The sequence below is a fragment of the Pseudomonas sp. WS 5412 genome (assembly GCF_012985615.1).
Classification (GTDB): Bacteria; Pseudomonadota; Gammaproteobacteria; order Pseudomonadales; family Pseudomonadaceae; genus Aquipseudomonas; species Aquipseudomonas shahriarae.
The window spans coordinates 80,260-98,106 of sequence record NZ_JAARMB010000021.1; the positions used below are offsets into that span (position 1 = coordinate 80,260).

Consider the following 17,847-nt stretch of genomic DNA (forward strand, 5'->3'; position numbering starts at 1 on the left):
ATAAGCTGCGCCATATTCGCCGGTTCAAAACAAAAAACTCCGTATTCCGCCGGCATTGAAGCTAGCAGAATACAGAGTTTAGACAGCCCGAATCAGATTGAAAGGCGCTCGTGCTTACGCCGCGACGAACAACTGCTCGCTGATCAGCGCATTGGCATCGTTCAACGCCTTGCTGCGCGCTTCGTCACCATAGGCCAGGCCGTGGGCACGTACGAACTCGATATCAGTGATACCGAAGAAGCCCAGCAGCACTTTCAAGTAGTCCTCGTGCCCGACGCCGGTCGGTTGGCCAACGTGCAGGCCACCGGCGGTGGAGACCACGATGACTTTCTTGTTGCCGCACAGGCCTTGCGGGCCGGCTTCGGTGTAGCGGAACGTCTGGCCAGCGACGGCAATGCGATCGATCCAGGCCTTGAGCTGGGTGGGAATGGTGAAGTTGTACATCGGCGCGGCGATAACCACCGCGTCGGCAGCCAGGAACTCGGCCAGGGTCGAGGCGCTCAGGTCGGCTTCGTGCTTCTGTACGGCATCACGCAACTCGGCGGCGGTGCCCAACGCGCCCAGGGTAATCCCGGAAAAATGGGTGATACCTTCGCTGGCCAGGTCACGGTAGGTCACTTCGACACCCGGCTCAGCCGCCTGCCAGGCCTTGACCACTTCGCCGCTCAACTGGCGGGATACCGAGTTGTCACCGAGGATGCTGGAATCAATATGCAAGAGTTTCATGTGGGATCTCCAAGTGAGGATCGCCACCGGCGATCTGATGGAGAGAATCCTACAGATCAATCCAATAGCAGATTAGCCGGTTAAAATGCGATAGTTCGTCCCACTGACAGGACAATAGGCCCAACATGCAAGACCTCAATGACCTCTACTATTTCGCCAAGGTGGTGGAAGCCGGTGGCTTCGCGGCGGCTGGCCGGCTGCTGGGCATCCCCAAGTCGCGGCTGTCGCGGCGCATTGCCGAACTGGAAGAACGCCTCGGCGCCCGCCTCTTACAGCGCACCACCCGGCAACTGACCCTGACGGCCGTCGGCGAACGCTACCTGGGGCACTGCCAGGCGATGCTGCTGGAAGCGGAAATGGCCGACGAAGCCGTGGTCAACATGTCCAGCGAACCCCGGGGCCGGCTGCGGGTCAGTTGCCCGGTGGGCCTGGCCCACGAAATCCTGCCGACGGTGGTGGCGCAATTCCTCGCGGCCCACCCGCTGGTGCAACTGGAGATGATGCTGATCAATCGCCGCGTCGACCTGGTGGCCGAGGGTGTAGACGTAGCTTTGCGTGTGCGCGAGTTGGGGGACGAAGACCCACTGCTGGTGACCCGTCGCCTGCGTCAGGCGCAGACGGCCATGGTCGCCAGCCCCGAGTTTGTGCGCGACCGCCAGATCAACAGCCCGGCCGACCTCAAACACCTGCCGGTATTGGGCGCCCTGGAAGCCGACCGTATGGTCCACCTGCGCATGCTCGACCCTGCCGGCAATGCCACCGACCTGGCGATGGAGGCCCGCCTGGGCATCGACGACTTCCTGGTGCGCAAGGCCAGCGCCCTCGCCGGCCTCGGCTTCACCGTGCTGCCCATGATGTATTGCGAGCAGGAGCTGGAAAGTGGCCAACTGGTGCAACTGCTGCCCGAGTGGTCGCTGCCCGGTGGCTGGCTGCAAGCGGTGTACCCGCATCGACGCGGCGTATCCCCAGCGGTGCGCGCCTGGATCGACTTTCTGGCCCATGCCTTCAACAGTTGCGGAGATCGACTGCTATGAGTACCCGGAGCATGACCGAAGACGACGTCGCCCAGTTCTGCCTGGGCTTGCCCGGTGCACGGGAGGATTACAAGTGGGGCGGTGTGCGGGTGTTCTCGATTGCCGGCAACAAGATGTTCGCCCTGCAGAACCTGCGCGGCGACTCCCTGGCGTTCAAGGTCGACAAAGAACTGTTCCTCGGCCACGTCGACCGCCCCGGCATCCACCCGGCGCCGTACCTGGCGCGGGCGCAGTGGATCATCATGCAGCTGCCCTACCCACTGGGCGGCGAAGAACTGCGCGGCTTGCTGCAGCGCTCCCACCAGTTGGTGGTGAGCAAACTGCCCAAACGCACGCAGATCGGCCTGAGGCTGGACGAGTAAGCCAGTCCAGGTCGTCTTGTACACAACTTGATCATCGATATATGCACATACCCCGGTGGGCGCAGCTTCGCTCTCAAGCCCCACGCGGCTAGAAGACTGCCAGCAGCGTGCCGCCCAGAAACAACCGATCAATCCAGAACACCTGGTGCAGCAACACAATCAGCCAGAACACCACTTGATAAGACACTTTGCGCGTCTTGTGCCGGAACACCTGCTGCGCAACCAAGGCACCCGGCCAACCACCGGCCAGCTCCATGGCATGCAGGATCTTCTCCGGGGTGCGCCAGCTATCGCTCTGGGCCTTGCGCTTGTCGCTCCAGTACAGGCAAAACGTCACCACGCTGACCAGGCCATAGGCCGCCAACGGGATCAGCGACACCCCGCGATACGCCAGCAGTGCCGCGCCAAACAACGGCACGGCACACAACAGCACAAACACCAGGGCCTTGAAGCGCGGATGCTGGATTGTCATCACGCCTTGGCCGCCGCCCAGTCAATCCAGCCGAACTGCCAAGTGGCCAGGATCAGCAAACCGAACGCAATGCGGTACCAGGCAAACACTGCATAGCTGTGGCTGGCGATGAACTTGAGCAAGCCACGCACTGCAATCATCGCGAAGATGAACGAGACCACAAAACCGACGGCAAACACCGGCAGATCCGCAGACTGGAACAGGTCACGGTACTTATAGCCCGAGTACACCGCCGCCCCGACCATGGTCGGCATCGCCAGGAAGAAGGAAAACTCGGTGGCAGCCTTGCGCGACAGGCCAAACAACAGGCCACCGATAATGGTCGAGCCGGAACGCGACGTCCCTGGGATCATCGCCAGGCACTGGGCAAAGCCCACTTTCAAGGCGTCTTTCCAGGTGATGTCATCGACGGTTTCGGCATGGATGACATGCTCGCGACGCTCGGCCCACAACATGATCACCCCGCCGATCACCAGCGCAGTGGCCACCGTGATCGGGTTGAACAGGTATTCGTGGATCAGGTCGGCAAAAATCACCCCCAACACCACCGCCGGCAGGAAGGCGATCAGCAGGTTGACGGTAAAGCGCTGGGCGTTGCGCTGGGTCGGCAGGCCGGTCACCACGTCGAGGATCTTGCGCCGGAATTCCCAGACCACCGCCAGGATGGCGCCCAGTTGAATGATGATGTTGAACGCCATGGCGCGCTCGCCACCGAAGTTGAGCAAGTCGGCGACGATAATCTGGTGCCCGGTACTGGAGATCGGCAAGAACTCCGTCAGCCCTTCGACAATGCCAAGTATCAATGCCTGAAAGGCGGTCCAAAGATCCATTATTCCCCCAAAGGTCATGCGACGGCATGCCTCGTTGATATTTTCTAGGTGTTCACTAACGATGAGCACGCGGCAAGGCCGCGAGCAGGATCAAGGCTGACCTGCCAAAATTCTGTGAAAAATCAGGCAGTACTCAGGTTTTTTGATTCCGGGCCGAAAGCCTATCAGACAAGCCCGGATTTCGCTTCGCGTTATCACTGGCCGATCAACGCAGCACCGAAAATTATAAGAACGCGGAGTGACAAGACTATGAACAGTTTGCGCAATATGTCGATCAGCCGGCGCCTCTGGATGATCCTGATAGTCGCCGTGTTGATGTTGATGACCCTGGGTTTGCTGATGCTCAAGCAGATCCACGACGACCTCTACCAGGCCAAGAGCCAGAAAACCCAGCATGTGGTGCAGACTGCCAGCGGAATTCTGAATTTTTATCACGGCCTTGAAACCACCGGGGTGCTGACCCGCGAGGCCGCGCAGAAACAAGCCTTGAGTGTGGTGCGCGGTCTGCGCTACGACCAGAACGACTATTTCTGGATCAATGACCTGACGCCGGTGATGATCATGCACCCGGCCAACCCCAAGCTAGACGGCCAGAACCTTTCGGCCATCCGCGATCCGGACGGCTTTGCGATCTTCAATGAGTTCGTCACTCTGGCCAAGGCCAAGGGCGTCGGCATGGTCGATTACCGCTGGCCGAAACCCGGCGCGGCTGAGCCCGTGGCCAAGACCTCCTATATCCAGTTGTTCGAGCCCTGGGGCTGGATTATTGGCTCCGGCGTCTACGTGGACGACGTACAGGCACAATTTCGCGGTCAGGTCTGGAAAGCCTCACTGATCGGCCTGGGCATTGCCCTGATCATGGCCCTGCTGGTGGTGCTGATTGCCCGCAGCATCGTGCGCCCGTTGCAGGAAGCGGTGCATGCCATGGCCAACATCGCCAGTGGCGAAAGCGACCTGACCCGCAGCCTCGACACCCACGGCCAGGACGAAGTCACGCAACTGTCCCGACACTTCAACACCTTCACCGCCAAACTGCGCCAGGTGGTCAGCCAGTTGCAGGTGTGCGCCAATGCCCTGGCCCAGTCGTCCGCCGAGCTGGGCAGCAATGCCAGCCAAGCCCATGACCGCAGCCAGCAACAATCCCAGCAAATGGAACTGGTGGCCACTGCCATCAATGAAGTGACCTACGGCGTCCAGGACGTGGCGAAGAATGCCGAGCACGCCGCCAGCGAAATGCGTGACGCGCAGACCCAGGCCGAACAGGGCCAAGTCAATATCGACGGCAGCCTGCAACAGATCGACGCGCTGTCCGGCACCATCAGCCAGGCGGTGGAAGTGATCCGCACCCTGTCCACCGAAAGCACGCAGATTGGCGGGGTGCTGGAGGTGATTCGCTCGATTGCCGAGCAGACCAACCTGCTGGCTCTCAACGCCGCCATCGAAGCGGCCCGCGCCGGTGAACAAGGCCGTGGTTTTGCCGTGGTCGCCGACGAAGTGCGCCTGCTGGCCCAGCGCACGCAAAAATCCACTGCCGAAATCCAGAACATGATCGAGCGCCTGCAAGGGCATTCCGAAGCAGCGGTCAAGGTCATCAGCGACAGCCACCAGGCCTCGCAACTGACCATCGAACAAGCCGGCCAGGCGGGCGCCAGCCTGAATGCCATCGGCCAGGCCCTGCGCAACCTCAACGGCCTGAACGCCTCGATTGCCAGCGCGACCCTGCAACAGGCCCACGTGGTGGAAGACATCAACCAGAACGTGACCCAGGCCGCCGGCCTGTCCCATAGCACTGCGCTGGCGGCCCAGCAATCGAGCGAGGCCAGCGTGCATCTGAAGGACTTGAGCGAAGAACTCAACGGCCTGCTGCGCCAGTTCAAGGTCTAGCCCTCCTCCCGACAGCAGCCCGCTCGCCACAGCGAGCGGGTTTGCCACAGCAATCCCTCTTCCCATAATTAGCCCCCGGCCTGGACAGGATTTTGCCCGGCCGGTTGGGTACAATCGCCCTCCTCTTCGACTCTTCCAAGGAATCCCATGTCCGGGCTTGAACTGTTTGCCGCCGCGCTGGGGGTGATTGCCGTCTGGTTGACGGTCAAGCAGAACCCGTGGTGCTGGCCGATCGGCCTGGTCATGGTGCTGCTGTACACCTGGGTGTTCTTCGAGGTGAAGCTGTATTCCGACATGCTGCTGCAAGTGGTGTATGCCGGCCTGCAGGTCTACGGTTGGTGGCAATGGACCCGTGCCGGCGAGGTCAAGCAAGGGCGCCAGGTCAGCAGTCTTGGCAGCCAGGCTATCCTCCTGAGCCTGACGGTTGGCGCAGTCGGCAGCCTGTTGCTGGGCGCCGCCATGGCGCACTGGACCGATGCTGCACAACCCTGGCTGGACGCCGCCCTGACCGGCTTCAGCCTGGTGGCGCAGATGTGGATGGCGCAAAAACGCGTGCAATGCTGGGCACTATGGATTGTGGTCGATGTGATTTTTGTCGGCCTGTTTGTCTACAAGGGGCTGTACCTGACGGCCGCGCTCTATGCCCTGTTCACAGTGATTGCCGTACAAGGCTGGCGCGAATGGCGCGCCGATCCGGCGTTGCGCACATGAAGGTGCTGGTGATGGCAGGCCCCGAGTCCAGCGGTAAAAGCTGGCTGGCCGAGCAGTTGCAGGCGCATTTCGGTGCGGTGCTGGTGGGCGAGTATGTGCGCTATTTCATCGACCACTACCAGCGTGATACGACCCTCGCCGACATCCCGGACATCGCCCGTGGCCAACTGGCCTGGGAAGATGCCGGCCGTGCCCGGCAGCCGCAACTGCTGATACTCGATACTCACCTGCTGACCAACAAGCTGTGGAGCCTGACGCTGTTTGGCGATGCCCCCGCGTGGCTCGACGAGGCACTGCTGGCCCGCCATTACGACCTGCACCTGTTGCTGTCGCCCGAAGGCATTGGCTGGACCGCCGACGGTCAACGCTGCCAGCCGGACCTGGCCGACCGCCGGGCCTTCTTCCAGGCCAGCCGCGACTGGCTGGAGCAGCATCAGCAACCGTACAAGGTGATTGGCGGGGATTGGCAGGCACGCCATGACCAGGCGTTTGCCGCCGTGGCGCACCTGCTCGGCCAATAAAGCCCCTACTCGTGGATCAACTGCCGTTGATACTGTGGGTCAGCCTTGATCTGCTGTTCGGTAAACGGCAACGGGCTGAGCTTTTTCGCGGAAAACGCCTGGGTCTGGTCCTTGAAGTACGGCGACGCCGGATCGCTGGACAGTGAGAACGCCAACACGCCTTCCGCTTTCGGCCCCTGGTCGTCGAAGGTGACGATCTGCAAGTAACTGCTGCCGCTGACCACCTCACGCTTGCCATCGGCCCTCGGCACGCTTTGCATGGCGTTGTAGATCCCCAGTTCCTGCGGGCCACCGTGCATCGGGGTGCTGCCCGAGACCTGGATATCGCCCCAACGAGTGCCTTCTTTCAACCCCGATTCACTCACCTGCGCCATTGACGCCAGCATTGCCTCACGCAACGCCTTGGCCACCTCCGGCCGCTCGATGAGCAACCCACGCGGGGTGGTTTGTGGGTGGTCCGGGTCAAACGCAACGCGCCACACCTGCGGCACTTGCTGCAGGTGCTCCATGACCTGGAAGAAATGCACCAGGCCCAGGCCGCTGTCGAGGTTGGCCTTCTGGTCCCAGTCCTTGAGGCGGGTACACAGGGTTTTCAGGGCGGCATCCGTCTGTTGCGCGCAGAACTTGAGCAGATCCGGCATCACCTGCCCAGCCAGGTACACCTGGTTATCCAGCACCATGTGTTGCAAATCGGCGACGGTGATCGGCTGTGTGTCCAGGTCCTGCAAGCGCTGCAAGGCAAAACGCGAACGTGCGCCCAAGGCAATGTGATCCTGGCTGACCACCGGCGAAAAACCGGCCAGCGGGGCCTTGGGGTTGGCCATCCAGGCCGAGTCGTTGGAGTGCTGCACGTAGTCCCGGCGCGCCAGCTGCGGCAGTTGACCAGCGGCGAAGATCCCCGGCTGGGCGGCGCGCGGGTCGATATCCCAGGCGCAGGCACTGTGGGCACCGTCAAGCATGATCATCTGCAGACCGGCACGCGGGTCGCTGCATTGTTCGAGTTTTTTTGCACTGACGTTCGGCACCACCGACAGGTTCATATACAGGCTCTGCCCCTGATCGTCCGCCGCCAGGGTGTTGACCCAGGGAATGCCTTGCAGACGGTGTACCGAGGCTTGCAAGTCCTTGAGGCTGCGGGCCTGGTTCATCGCGTACCACTGCTGCAGCACGCGGTCATTGCCCAGGTTGGCGTCGCGCAGGCTGAAAGCGTATTGCGCGTTCCAGTCGAGCTTGCCCGGCCATTGCACCACGGGCCCGAACTGCGAACTGTAGACCGTTTGGGTGTGGGCCTCGGCACCCTTGACCTGTACCGTTACCTGGGTTTTCTGCAGGGGGATCGACTTGCCGTCGAGCAAATAGCGGGTCGGGTCCTTCGGGTCCAGGGTCAGGCGATACAGGGTGAAATGCTTGGATGTGTCCACCGTATGGGTCCAGGCCACATGCTGGTTGAAGCCGATATTGACCACCGGCAGGCCTGGCAAGGCGGCGCCCATTACGTCCAGCTGACCAGGAATGGTCAGGTGCATCTGATAAAAACGCATGCCGCCGATCCACGGGAAATGCGGGTTGGCCAGTAACATGCCGCGCCCGTTGAACGAGCGCTCGCTACCCACCGCCACCGCGTTGCTGCCGCGATCCAGGGCAAAGCGTTGCTGCTTCAAGGTGGCGACCTCAAACGCTCGCACATCGCTCTGCACCGCCACGCCTGGCTGGGGTGGCGTCGCCCCCGCCAAGGCCTCGGCGAATTGCCCGACACCACCTTCCACCAGCAACCGCCGGGTCAGCTTGACCAGGTCATCGGTCGTGATCGGCCGCACCCAGGCGCCCTGGCACTGCATCGGTCGGTCCTTGGCCCCGCGCTCTTGCAGGTAGCGGTTGTAACCCGCCGCATAGCCGGCAAGACGCTGCTGCATCTGCGGGGTCTGCGCCTTCCAGAAAGCCGTCACTGCTTCGGGCGTATTGAGCCAGGTAAAGAACACATCACTGGTCAGGTTGTTGCGCTCTTCCAGGGTCGCCTGCTCGGCACCGAAGTAGCGGGCGCGCTGGCCATTGACCGTGACCACTTCGTTGGCCAGCAGGCACAGGTTGTCCTGCGCGTAGGCATAGCCGATGCCATAGCCCAGGCCGCGCTCATCGTTGGCGCGGATATGCGGGATACCAAACCCGGTGCGGCGGATATCGGCGCTCAGCGTACCCGCCTGCACGTCGCTCACCTGGCGGGCCGTCGCACACAGGCTCACCCCCAGCAACACACCCGCCACGCAAACCCTGGACAACCCGTTGGAAATAATCACGCAGACCCCATCATCAAACCAAATTGAACGCCCAAGGCGGGGCCGACTCGCCAACACCAGCCCATGGATAAAGACGTAGAAATCCGCAGAAATTTAGGCCGCGCGCGCCTTATTTACCGGCGCCAGGAAGGTGACAGACGTAAGACCGAGAAAATTTATCCGGCTTGGACTTCATGATTTGCGTGGCTCATACGTCTTATTAACTAGAGAGCACCATCGTTTTCCTGATCAGGCTCTGATAAGGAGTTTTTGCATGCACAACCCGCAACTGCCCACGGACGGACATTTTATGGCACACGACGCCGCTTTCGGCGCAAGTAACCAAGCCTTCGGCAAGGCCCCCGAGCATCAAGGCAACCAACGCATCCGGCATCTGCTCAAGTGTTTTGGGTTGCGTACCAGCCTGATCCGGCTGAAAGTCATCGACGCCCTGCTCACCGCCGCCGACAACGGCCGCTCGCTGGGTGTACGGGGTGTGCACAGCCACTTGCTGGAACTGGGCATCCCGCTGTCGTTTCTCAGTGTGCGCGAGGTGCTCAAGCGCCTGTGCAGCGAGGGCGTGATCACCCTCAACAGCGACAAAAGCTACAGCCTCCATGAAGAGGCTGCCAAGGTCCTGGCGACCAGCGCCTGACTTACAGGTTGGGCTTGACCTTGCGGCGCATGATGCCGTTGATCACCACCACAATCACCGCCACGGCAATGGCGATGTACTGGAACGTCTTCTCACTGATGGCGCCGATGTTCTGCAAATAGGACAGGCCAAACATCGTGCCGAGGACGACCAGGGAAATCAGAATCGAGTAAATCAAGCGTTGCTTCTGGGTCATGACGGGTTCCTGAAACCTGAAAATTGTATCTGGGGCGTATCAGGGCCTCATGTTACAGGCGATAAAGCGCTTTGGCATGACCCTATTTGCCTTGCCAGCGCAACGGTTGTGGCGAGCGGGCTTGCCCGCGCCGGGCTGCGTAGCAGCCCCAATACACCCAGCGCATTGCTTCAGTTGAACACGCGGGGCCGGATTTCAGGGCGGCTACGCATCCCAACGCGGGCTAGCCCGCTCGCCACGGGGCAGTTGGTCAGGGGCTTATTGGTCCTTGAACTGCGGCGCACGCTTGGCCACGAACGCGGCCATGCCTTCCTTCTGATCCTGGGTCGCGAAGGCGGCGTGGAACACCCGGCGCTCAAAGCGCACGCCTTCCGACAGGCTGACTTCAAAGGCGCGGTTCACGCTTTCCTTGACCATCATGCTGATCGGCACCGATTTACTGGCGATCAGCGCCGCAACCTTGAGCGCCTCGTCCAGCAGTTCGTCCGCCGGCACAATCCGCGCCACGATGCCGCAACGCTCGGCCTCCACGGCGTCGATAAAACGCCCGGTCAGGCACATCTCCATGGCCTTGGCCTTGCCCACCGCACGGGTCAGGCGCTGGGTGCCGCCCATGCCCGGCAGGACGCCGAGGTTGACTTCCGGCTGGCCGAACTTGGCCGTGTCACCGGCCAGGATAAAGTCGCACATCAAGGCCAGTTCACAGCCGCCACCCAGGGCAAAACCATTGACCGCCGCGATGATCGGCTTGCGGCGGTTGGCCACACGGTCGCTGTCGCTGAACAGATCGTCGAGGTAGATCTGCGGGTAGGTCAGCTCGGCCATTTCCTTGATGTCGGCGCCAGCGGCAAAGGCTTTCTTCGAGCCGGTCAACACGATGCAACCGATGTCGGGATTGGCTTCCAGGCTGTCCAGGGCCTGGTTCACTTCGCTGACCAATTGCGCGTTCAAGGCATTCAGCGCCTGGGGGCGATTGAGGGTAATCAGCCCGACACGGCCTTGAACGTCGAGCAAAATGGTTTCATAACTCATTGATCCGTTCCTCTTCAAAGATTGCGCGAAATGACCATGCGCTGAATATCACTGGTGCCTTCATAAATCTGGCAGACCCGCACATCACGGTAGATCCGCTCCAACGGGAAGTCGCTCAGGTAACCGTATCCACCCAGGGTTTGCAAGGCGGCAGAACAGACTTTCTCGGCCATTTCCGAGGCAAACAGCTTGGCCATGGAAGCCTCCACCAGCGCAGGCTTGCCGCTGTCGCGCAGGGCCGCCGCGTAGTGCACCATCTGCCGGGCCACAGCGATCTGGGTGGCCATGTCCGCCAGGCGAAACGCTACAGCCTGGTGCTCGATCAGCGGTTTGCCGAAGCTTTCCCGCTCACGGGCGTAATCCCGGGCAGCTTCGAACGCCGCACGGGCCATGCCCACCGATTGCGCGGCAATACCCACGCGACCGCCCTCCAGGTTGGCCAGGGCGATTTTGTAGCCTTCGCCCTCCTCGCCCAGGCGGTTGGCGACCGGCACCTTCACATCCTCAAACAGAATCTGACAGGTATCGGACGCATGCTGGCCCAGCTTGTCCTCGACCCGCGCGACGGTGTAGCCCGGCGAGTCAGTGGGCACGATAAACGCGCTGATCCCACGCTTGCCGGCCGCAGGATCGGTCACGGCAAACACAATCACCACCCCGGCGTTCTGCCCGGAGGTGATGAACTGCTTGCAGCCATTGAGCACGTAATGATCGCCCTCAAGACGCGCGCGGGTTTTCAGGCTGCTGGCATCGGACCCGGCCTGGGGCTCGGTCAAGGCAAACGCACCGAGCATTGCGCCGCTGGCCAGGGGTTTGAGGAATTGTTCTTTCTGCTGGTCATTGCCGAACTTGAGAATGGGCACGCAGCCCACCGAGTTGTGCACGCTCATGATGGTCGAGCAGGCGCCATCACCGGCAGCGACCTCTTCCAGGGCCATGGCATAGGCCAGGTAGCCGGTGTCGCAGCCGCCCCACTGTTCCGGCACGAGCATGCCGAAAAAGCCCAGCTCGGCCATCTCAGCGATAGCCTCCCTGGGGAAGCGATGCTCGCGGTCCCACTCGGCAGCGAACGGTTTGAGCCGCTCCTGGGCGAATTGCCGGGCCGCGTCGCTGATTTGCAGTTGTTCGTCATTGGGCAACATAAAAATTCCTTAATCCAGGCATTCGACGGCCATGGCGGTGGCTTCACCGCCGCCGATGCAGATGGCTGCAACGCCGCGCTTGAGGCCCCGCTGGCGCAGCGCTGAAAGCAGGGTCACGAGGATCCGCGCGCCGGATGCGCCAATCGGATGCCCCAGGGCACACGCGCCACCGTGGACGTTGACCTTGTCGTGGGGGATTTCCAGCTTGCTCATGGTCACCAGGCTGACCACGGCAAAGGCTTCGTTGATCTCGAACAGGTCGACATCGCCCAGGTCCCAGCCGGTCTTGCTCATCAGCTTGCGAATCGCCCCCACCGGCGCCACCGGGAACAGCCCCGGCTCATCGGCAAAGGCCGCATGGCCGTGGATCACTGCCAGAGGCTTGAGCCCACGCTTCTGCGCTTCGGACTGGCGCATCATCAGCAAGGCCGCCGCGCCGTCGGAGATCGAGCTGGAGTTGGCCGCCGTCACCGTGCCGCCTTCGCGGAACGCCGGCTTCAAGGTGGCGATCTTGTCCAGGCGCGCCTTGGGCGGCTGCTCGTCGTCAGTGATGGTCTTTTGTTCCTTGCCCACGGTGACCTGCACCGGGACGATCTCGGCGCTGAAACGCCCGGCACTGATCGCCTGCTGGGCGCGGGTCAGCGAGGCAATGGCAAACGCATCCTGGGTTTCGCGAGTAAAGCCATTGGCCTCGGCGCAATCCTCGGCAAAGGTGCCCATCAGGCGGCCCTTGTCATAGGCGTCTTCGAGGCCGTCGAGGAACATATGGTCAAGCACCCGGCCATGGCCCATGCGGTAGCCGCTACGGGCCCGATCCAGCAGGTACGGGGCATTGGACATGCTTTCCATGCCGCCGGCGATCACCACCTGCACGCTGCCGGCCAGCAGCGAGTCATGGGCGAGAATCGCCGCCTCCATGCCCGAACCGCACATTTTGTTGAGGGTGGTGCAACGTGTCGATTTATCCAGGCCGGCACCCAGCGCGGCCTGGCGTGCCGGGGCCTGGCCGAGACCGGCGGGCAGCACGCAACCGAACAGCACTTCATCCACGGCGTCGTGGGCGATACCGGCGCGCTCGACAGCCGCACGAATCGCGGCGGCGCCCAGTTGCGGCGCGGTCAGGCCCTTGAGGTCGCCCTGGAAGCCGCCCATGGGCGTGCGTACGGCACTGACAATAACAATCGGATCGTGGAGCTGAGTCATGACAAATCCTCCTTACTTGGCCGCCATGCGCAAGGCGCCGTCAAGACGGATCACCTCGCCATTGAGCATGCTGTTTTCAATGATATGCCGGGCCAGCGCGGCGTATTCGGCCGGTTTGCCCAAGCGTGGCGGGAACGGCACGCCGGCCGCCAGGGAGTCACGAACCTCCGGGGTCATGCCGGCCATCATCGGTGTTTCAAAGATGCCCGGGGCGATTGTCATTACGCGGATGCCGAAGCGCGCCAGTTCACGGGCGGCCGGCAGGGTCAGGCTGGCAATCGCGCCCTTGGACGCCGCGTAGGCGGCCTGGCCGATCTGCCCGTCGAAGGCCGCCACCGAAGCGGTGTTGATGATCACCCCGCGCTCACCGTCGGCATCCGCCGTGGTTTCGGCAATCGCCGCTGCGGCCAGGCGCAGCAGGTTGAAGCTGCCGACCAGGTTGACGTTGATCACCTGGGCAAAGCTGGCCAGGGCATGGGGCCCATTCTTGCCGAGGATTTTCTCGCCACGCACCACGCCCGCGCAGTTGACCAGGCCATGCAGGGCGCCAAACGCCGCCACCGTGGCCTGTACCGCAGCTTCAGCGGCCGCTTCCTGGCTGATATCCGCGACCACACTGCGCGCCTGCGCGCCCAGTTTTGCAGCCTGGGCCGCCACGGCGTCGGCATTCAGGTCCACCAGCATCACCTTGGCACCCGCAGCCACCAGCATTTCGGCGGTAGCCGCGCCGAGGCCCGAAGCGCCGCCGCTGACCATAAATACCTTGTTTTCAATCTGCATCGTTGTTTCCTTAAAGAGGGATCAAGCCGTGGTCGCTGCCTGGACCTTGGCGATTTCCTGGTTACGCAAAATAAACCGCTGCAGCTTGCCGCTTGGGGTCTTGGGCAAGTCGCTGACAAATTCGATTTCCCGTGGGTAGGCGTGGGCCGCCAGGCGCTTGCGCACATGCAGGCGCAGTTCCTCGGCCAACGCGGCGTCGGCGCGGTACTGGCTGTTGATCACCACAAAAGCCTTGACCAGTTCGGTACGCTCGGCGTCCGGCTTGCCGACCACCGCGGCTTCGATCACCGCCGGGTGCTCGACCAAGGCGCTTTCCACATCAAACGGTCCTACCCGGTAGCCAGACGTCGTGATCACATCGTCGCTGCGCCCGACAAAACTGATGCTGCCATCGGGGTTCAATTCCACGGTGTCGCCGCTCAAGTAGTACTTGCCGACGAAGGCCTTGGTCTTGACCCCTTCATAGCCGGCGAACCAGCACATCGGTGACTGCTCGCGGTCGATCGCCAGGATGCCGGGCTGGCCGGCGGGCAGTTCCTGGTGGTTGTCGTCCAGTACCACGATGCGGTGCCCCGGCGAGGCAAAGCCGGCGGAGCCGACATGCACCGGGTGTTCCAGGCCGTGGTGGTTGCACAGGACCATGCCCAGTTCGGTCTGGCCGTAATGGTCGTGGATGGTCACCCCCAGGTTATCGGCGAACCAGCGGATCACTTCCGGGTTCAGCGGCTCGCCGGCGCTGCTGACAATGCGCAACCGGCCCTTGATCGAGCGCGCGAACTGTTCGCCACCGGCGATCAGCAGGCGGTAGGCCGTGGGCGAACCGGTCAGGTTGGTGATCCCGTATTTGTTGATGACCCGGCAGGTGCTTTCCAGGGTGAACGGGCCATCGTAGAAGGTGATCGGATGGCCCATGGACAACGGCCCGGTCACACCGAAGTAGATGCCATAGGCCCAGCCCGGGTCGGCGACGTTCCAGAACGCATCTTCGGGGCGCAGGTCCACGGCGTCGCGGGTATAACTCTGGAACGCAACCAGGGCCTTGAGCGGCACGGCCAGGGATTTCGACGGGCCGGTGGTGCCAGAGGTGAACATCAGCAGGAATGGATCATCGGCGCCCAGCAGTACCGGTTCGCACACATTCGAATAGTTGGGCAACTCGGCCCAGAAGCTGAAATCGCCGCGCACAATGCCTTCGCCCTTGGCGCCGGCCACGGTGACGATGGTCGGGCAGTCAGCGACTTCGGCAAGCTTGCTGCGGTTGACCGCGTCGGTCACCACCAGCGCCGCGCCGGAGCTGTTCAGGCGATGCTCGATGGCCTTGGGGCCAAAGGCCGTGAACAGCGGTTGATAGACCGCGCCGATGCGCCAGGTGGCGAGCACCGTCACCAGCAATTCGGCAGTGCGTGGCAACAGGCCGGCGACCTTGTCGCCACGCTTGACGCCCTGGGCCAGGAGGAAGTTGGCCAAGCGCGCCGCCTGATCCTGCAATTCGCTGAAGGTCACGGTGGCGCTGCGGCCATCCTTGCCCTCCCAAAACAACGCAATGCGCCCCGGCAACGCGTGCCGGTCGCAGCATTCGACGCAGGCGTTGAGCGCCTGCAAGTGGCCGGCCAGTGCGGCCTCGACGGTTTGCTGGTAGTTGAACTGGGTGGTAGCAGCCAAATAATCGCGCATCGTGGCAAATCCCTGTGTCTTTTGTTGTTTTGGGGGGCGTGCTTTTGCGGGGTTGAATCAGGGGAAATAGTGGCGCCAGAGCGGCGCAGGGACAATGGTCAAAGCTTTCAATGTGGCTGACTGGTTTGGCCAATGGCGCCATGGACCAAACCGTTGCGTCATAGAGGCCAACAATCAGCCGGTCAACGCAAGCGATTGGACGCCCCGCCCGCCGGCTTCTAATCTGAGGGCCTGCGCCACGAAGAAGCCCCTCGATGATTGTTCGCCCCAAACCCAACCTGTTCGGCATCCTGTTCTCCCTCAAGGGTTCGATTGCCAAGCGTATTGCCCTGCGCAGCCTGCTGGTGACCCTGCTGGCCTCGGTGATCGTGCTGGTGGAAACCCTGCACCCGGCCTACTTCTCCAAGGTCAACGCCACGCCGTTCACCCTGCTCGGGCTATCGCTGTCGATTTTCATGAGTTTTCGCAACAACGCCTGCTACGACCGCTGGTGGGAAGGCCGCAAGCAACTGGGGCAGATGGTCATTGAAATCCGCTCGCTGATCCGCCAAACCCAGGTTTTTACCCAGCCAGGCGAACGCGAGGGCCTGTTGCGCGGCCTGTGTGGTTTTGCCCATGGCCTGGTGGCGCGCCTGCGCCTGGAAGACGAGGCCCGTGCCACCCAGTCGTGGGTCAATGTCGAGCCCGGCCACCCGAACCTGCCGGACCGGATCCTGCAAACCCTCGGCGCCCACTGCTCGGATGCCGCGCAACAGGGGCGGATCAGCGACTGGCGCTACACCCAGCTGGAAACCCGCCTGGTGGGGCTCAGCCAAGTCCAGGCGGCGTGCGAACGGATCAAGAGCACACCGCTGCCCTTCCCCTACACGTTGCTGCTGCACCGCACCATCTATCTGTTCTGCATCCTGCTGCCCTTTGCCATGGCCGAGCCCCTGGGTTGGCTGACGCCGATTTTTACTGCCATCGTCAGCTACACCTTCTTGGGTCTGGATGAAATCGGCGATGACCTGGAGGACCCCTTCGGCTTCGACGAGAACGACCTGCCGTGCAATGCCATCGTGCGCACCCTGGAACGGGAGATCCTCGCCGCCCTGGGCGAAACTGCCCTGCCAGCGCCCCTGGAGCCCGTGGACTATGTGCTGACGTGACGCGGGTTTGACACTCGCCGGTGTCTGACCGAAGCTGAGCGCTTTGCACTAGCTGCCCAGCTTTCGGACGCCTGCATGTCAAAGTCACGCCGTTACGCGATCATCGGCCTGAGCGCCCTGTTATTGGTGGTACTGGTTTTTTGGTATTTCTCCCGCAGCCCGAGCGTGTCCGTGCCGCCGGCTGTTGCCCACGGTTACTCCAAAGCCCTGAAAAAAGCGCATAACGGCGAACCCGGCGCCGCGCGCGTGCTCTATCAGCAACTGGCGCGACCAGACCTGTCCGACGTGCGCCGCGCCGCCCTGCACAGCGAATTGCACAACTACCCAAGCCCCCAGGCCTTGAAGCTGGCGGACAAGGACTTGAGCCACCCATCCCCCCTGGTGCGCCAGGCAGCCATTGCCAGCATTGTCGGCCTGGTGCCCAGCGGCCAACGCACCCTGTTGCTGGGCCCGTTGCTCGAGGATGACGAGCAAAGCGTGCGATTTGCCGCCGCCAACGCCCTGCTGGGCCTGTCGCCCGACACCCTGGGCCTGTATTTCGGCCCCTTGCAGCTCGTGCTGGATGAGTATGTAAAGTACCTCAAGGCCCAGCCCGAAAGCCCTGATGGCTGGATCCAGCTGGCGCGCCTGTACATCCACAGCGCCCTGTTGCCCGAGGCCCAACATGCCCTGGAGCAGGCGCTGCGCCTGGACCCGGACAACCTGCCGGCGGTGGTTTCACGCATCGAGTTGCTGGATAAACAGGGCAAGGTCGATGACTCGCGCCAGATCCTCGCCACCCAACTGCAAGCCCACCCCGAGTCAGCCTATCTGCAACACGCCCTGGGCATGTGGCTGCTGCACCATGGCGAACGGGAATACGCACTGCTGGGCCTGTCCAAGGCGGTGGAGTTGGAGCCCGACAATCAGGATTACCGCTACGACCTGGCCACCACCTTGCATGACCAGGAGGAACTGGAAGCCGCCCAGCGCCAGTTGGAAGAAATCGTCCAGCGCCATCCCGCCAACCGCAAGGCGCGGGTGCTGTTGATCAACTACTGGAAGGAAAGCGGCCAGTTGCAGAACGTGCAGGTACTGCTGGCCCAACTGGAGCAGCAAAACCCGGACGATCCCGCGCTGCAGCAGGGCCTTTGAAGCGCTGCAGGCATTGAAAACTGTGGATTGGCCTGCACAAAAACGAGAATACGTTGAACCGCCCCACAGC

Annotated in this window: 18 protein-coding genes; 8 read left to right on the top strand and 10 right to left on the bottom strand. The window is 62.4% G+C overall.

The window, feature by feature from the left end; all coding sequences use genetic code 11:
- Positions 1-114 precede the first annotated feature (114 nt).
- On the bottom strand, positions 115-726 hold the full coding sequence (locus HBR94_RS23235) for an FMN-dependent NADH-azoreductase (RefSeq protein WP_169961015.1): 612 nt from the start codon (positions 724-726) through the stop codon (positions 115-117).
- Between the two features lie 125 nt (positions 727-851).
- On the opposite strand from HBR94_RS23235, the gene HBR94_RS23240 reads away from it, so the two are divergent.
- Together HBR94_RS23240 and HBR94_RS23245 are read left to right on the top strand one after the other, a co-directional pair.
- On the top strand, positions 852-1,760 hold the full coding sequence (locus HBR94_RS23240; protein WP_057440099.1) for a LysR substrate-binding domain-containing protein: 909 nt from the start codon (positions 852-854) through the stop codon (positions 1,758-1,760).
- An 11-nt stretch (positions 1,761-1,771) separates the two neighbouring features.
- Positions 1,772-2,122: an MmcQ/YjbR family DNA-binding protein gene (locus HBR94_RS23245; protein ID WP_057440098.1), complete on the top strand. Its 351-nt coding sequence runs from the start codon at positions 1,772-1,774 to the stop codon at positions 2,120-2,122.
- Between the two features lie 88 nt (positions 2,123-2,210).
- Here HBR94_RS23245 and HBR94_RS23250 read toward each other — a convergent pair whose 3' ends face one another.
- Together HBR94_RS23250 and HBR94_RS23255 are read right to left on the bottom strand one after the other, a co-directional pair.
- Positions 2,211-2,594, bottom strand: coding sequence for a DUF1294 domain-containing protein (locus HBR94_RS23250; protein ID WP_170045621.1), 384 nt, complete (start codon positions 2,592-2,594; stop codon positions 2,211-2,213).
- Positions 2,594-3,424, bottom strand: a complete 831-nt coding sequence (locus HBR94_RS23255) for an undecaprenyl-diphosphate phosphatase (protein WP_170045612.1) — start codon at positions 3,422-3,424, stop codon at positions 2,594-2,596. Before HBR94_RS23255 ends, HBR94_RS23250 begins: the two co-directional genes overlap by 1 nt.
- A 249-nt stretch (positions 3,425-3,673) precedes the next feature.
- On the opposite strand from HBR94_RS23255, the gene HBR94_RS23260 reads away from it, so the two are divergent.
- The 3 genes from HBR94_RS23260 (at position 3,674) to HBR94_RS23270 (ending at position 6,540) form a co-directional block, all read left to right on the top strand.
- Positions 3,674-5,308 (top strand): methyl-accepting chemotaxis protein, encoded by a 1,635-nt coding sequence (locus tag HBR94_RS23260; protein WP_170045613.1) that lies wholly within the window; start codon positions 3,674-3,676, stop codon positions 5,306-5,308.
- 147 nt (positions 5,309-5,455) lie between these two features.
- Complete coding sequence (gene pnuC, locus HBR94_RS23265) at positions 5,456-6,019, top strand: nicotinamide riboside transporter PnuC (protein WP_057440095.1); 564 nt, start codon at positions 5,456-5,458, stop codon at positions 6,017-6,019.
- Positions 6,016-6,540 (top strand): AAA family ATPase, encoded by a 525-nt coding sequence (locus tag HBR94_RS23270; protein WP_115128148.1) that lies wholly within the window; start codon positions 6,016-6,018, stop codon positions 6,538-6,540. The genes pnuC and HBR94_RS23270 overlap by 4 nt, the downstream gene beginning before the upstream one ends.
- Positions 6,541-6,545: 5 nt before the next feature.
- On the opposite strand, the gene HBR94_RS23275 is transcribed toward HBR94_RS23270, so the two are convergent.
- Positions 6,546-8,834, bottom strand: a complete 2,289-nt coding sequence (locus HBR94_RS23275) for an acylase (protein ID WP_170045614.1) — start codon at positions 8,832-8,834, stop codon at positions 6,546-6,548.
- 253 nt (positions 8,835-9,087) lie between these two features.
- Here HBR94_RS23275 and HBR94_RS23280 point away from each other — a divergent pair, with 253 nt between their 5' ends.
- Entirely contained in the window at positions 9,088-9,468 is a 381-nt protein-coding gene (locus tag HBR94_RS23280; RefSeq protein WP_057440093.1) for a hypothetical protein, read from the top strand.
- A gap of 1 nt (position 9,469) precedes the next feature.
- Here the strand turns inward: HBR94_RS23280 and HBR94_RS23285 are convergent, their stop codons facing one another.
- From HBR94_RS23285 to HBR94_RS23310, 6 genes are all read right to left on the bottom strand, one after another.
- Complete coding sequence (locus tag HBR94_RS23285; protein WP_057440092.1) at positions 9,470-9,664, bottom strand: hypothetical protein; 195 nt, start codon at positions 9,662-9,664, stop codon at positions 9,470-9,472.
- A gap of 258 nt (positions 9,665-9,922) precedes the next feature.
- Positions 9,923-10,696 carry an enoyl-CoA hydratase gene (locus tag HBR94_RS23290; protein WP_115128145.1) on the bottom strand — a complete coding sequence of 258 codons (774 nt, stop codon included), beginning with the start codon at positions 10,694-10,696 and terminating at the stop codon, positions 9,923-9,925.
- Between the two features lie 14 nt (positions 10,697-10,710).
- Positions 10,711-11,838 (bottom strand): acyl-CoA dehydrogenase, encoded by a 1,128-nt coding sequence (locus HBR94_RS23295; protein WP_120732928.1) that lies wholly within the window; start codon positions 11,836-11,838, stop codon positions 10,711-10,713.
- Between the two features lie 9 nt (positions 11,839-11,847).
- Positions 11,848-13,041, bottom strand: coding sequence for an acetyl-CoA C-acyltransferase (locus HBR94_RS23300; protein ID WP_057959754.1), 1,194 nt, complete (start codon positions 13,039-13,041; stop codon positions 11,848-11,850).
- 12 nt (positions 13,042-13,053) lie between these two features.
- Complete coding sequence (locus HBR94_RS23305) at positions 13,054-13,821, bottom strand: SDR family NAD(P)-dependent oxidoreductase (RefSeq protein WP_057959755.1); 768 nt, start codon at positions 13,819-13,821, stop codon at positions 13,054-13,056.
- Positions 13,822-13,842: 21 nt separating this feature from the next.
- Positions 13,843-15,495: an AMP-binding protein gene (locus HBR94_RS23310; protein WP_170045615.1), complete on the bottom strand. Its 1,653-nt coding sequence runs from the start codon at positions 15,493-15,495 to the stop codon at positions 13,843-13,845.
- A gap of 254 nt (positions 15,496-15,749) precedes the next feature.
- On the opposite strand from HBR94_RS23310, the gene HBR94_RS23315 reads away from it, so the two are divergent.
- Together HBR94_RS23315 and HBR94_RS23320 are read left to right on the top strand one after the other, a co-directional pair.
- The gene (locus HBR94_RS23315; RefSeq protein WP_170045616.1) at positions 15,750-16,643 is read left to right on the top strand and encodes a bestrophin family protein; all 894 of its coding nucleotides are present in this window, start codon (positions 15,750-15,752) and stop codon (positions 16,641-16,643) included.
- A gap of 75 nt (positions 16,644-16,718) precedes the next feature.
- Positions 16,719-17,777 carry a HEAT repeat domain-containing protein gene (locus HBR94_RS23320; RefSeq protein WP_057440085.1) on the top strand — a complete coding sequence of 353 codons (1,059 nt, stop codon included), beginning with the start codon at positions 16,719-16,721 and terminating at the stop codon, positions 17,775-17,777.
- The last annotated feature ends 70 nt before the right edge of the window (positions 17,778-17,847 follow it).

What these genes read in the sequence shown, in the direction of transcription:
- HBR94_RS23255 (WP_170045612.1), bottom strand. Translation starts at nt 3,424, where the DNA reads ATGGATCTTTGGACCGCCTTTCAGGCATTGATACTTGGCATTGTCGAA.
- HBR94_RS23270 (WP_115128148.1), top strand. Translation starts at nt 6,016, where the DNA reads ATGAAGGTGCTGGTGATGGCAGGCCCCGAGTCCAGCGGTAAAAGCTGG.
- HBR94_RS23260 (WP_170045613.1), top strand. Translation starts at nt 3,674, where the DNA reads ATGAACAGTTTGCGCAATATGTCGATCAGCCGGCGCCTCTGGATGATC.
- HBR94_RS23310 (WP_170045615.1), bottom strand. Translation starts at nt 15,495, where the DNA reads ATGCGCGATTATTTGGCTGCTACCACCCAGTTCAACTACCAGCAAACC.
- HBR94_RS23320 (WP_057440085.1), top strand. Translation starts at nt 16,719, where the DNA reads ATGTCAAAGTCACGCCGTTACGCGATCATCGGCCTGAGCGCCCTGTTA.
- HBR94_RS23245 (WP_057440098.1), top strand. Translation starts at nt 1,772, where the DNA reads ATGACCGAAGACGACGTCGCCCAGTTCTGCCTGGGCTTGCCCGGTGCA.
- HBR94_RS23305 (WP_057959755.1), bottom strand. Translation starts at nt 13,821, where the DNA reads ATGCAGATTGAAAACAAGGTATTTATGGTCAGCGGCGGCGCTTCGGGC.
- HBR94_RS23235 (WP_169961015.1), bottom strand. Translation starts at nt 726, where the DNA reads ATGAAACTCTTGCATATTGATTCCAGCATCCTCGGTGACAACTCGGTA.
- HBR94_RS23250 (WP_170045621.1), bottom strand. Translation starts at nt 2,594, where the DNA reads ATGACAATCCAGCATCCGCGCTTCAAGGCCCTGGTGTTTGTGCTGTTG.
- HBR94_RS23300 (WP_057959754.1), bottom strand. Translation starts at nt 13,041, where the DNA reads ATGACTCAGCTCCACGATCCGATTGTTATTGTCAGTGCCGTACGCACG.
- HBR94_RS23295 (WP_120732928.1), bottom strand. Translation starts at nt 11,838, where the DNA reads ATGTTGCCCAATGACGAACAACTGCAAATCAGCGACGCGGCCCGGCAA.
- HBR94_RS23315 (WP_170045616.1), top strand. Translation starts at nt 15,750, where the DNA reads ATGATTGTTCGCCCCAAACCCAACCTGTTCGGCATCCTGTTCTCCCTC.
- HBR94_RS23240 (WP_057440099.1), top strand. Translation starts at nt 852, where the DNA reads ATGCAAGACCTCAATGACCTCTACTATTTCGCCAAGGTGGTGGAAGCC.
- pnuC (WP_057440095.1), top strand. Translation starts at nt 5,456, where the DNA reads ATGTCCGGGCTTGAACTGTTTGCCGCCGCGCTGGGGGTGATTGCCGTC.
- HBR94_RS23285 (WP_057440092.1), bottom strand. Translation starts at nt 9,664, where the DNA reads ATGACCCAGAAGCAACGCTTGATTTACTCGATTCTGATTTCCCTGGTC.
- HBR94_RS23280 (WP_057440093.1), top strand. Translation starts at nt 9,088, where the DNA reads ATGCACAACCCGCAACTGCCCACGGACGGACATTTTATGGCACACGAC.
- HBR94_RS23290 (WP_115128145.1), bottom strand. Translation starts at nt 10,696, where the DNA reads ATGAGTTATGAAACCATTTTGCTCGACGTTCAAGGCCGTGTCGGGCTG.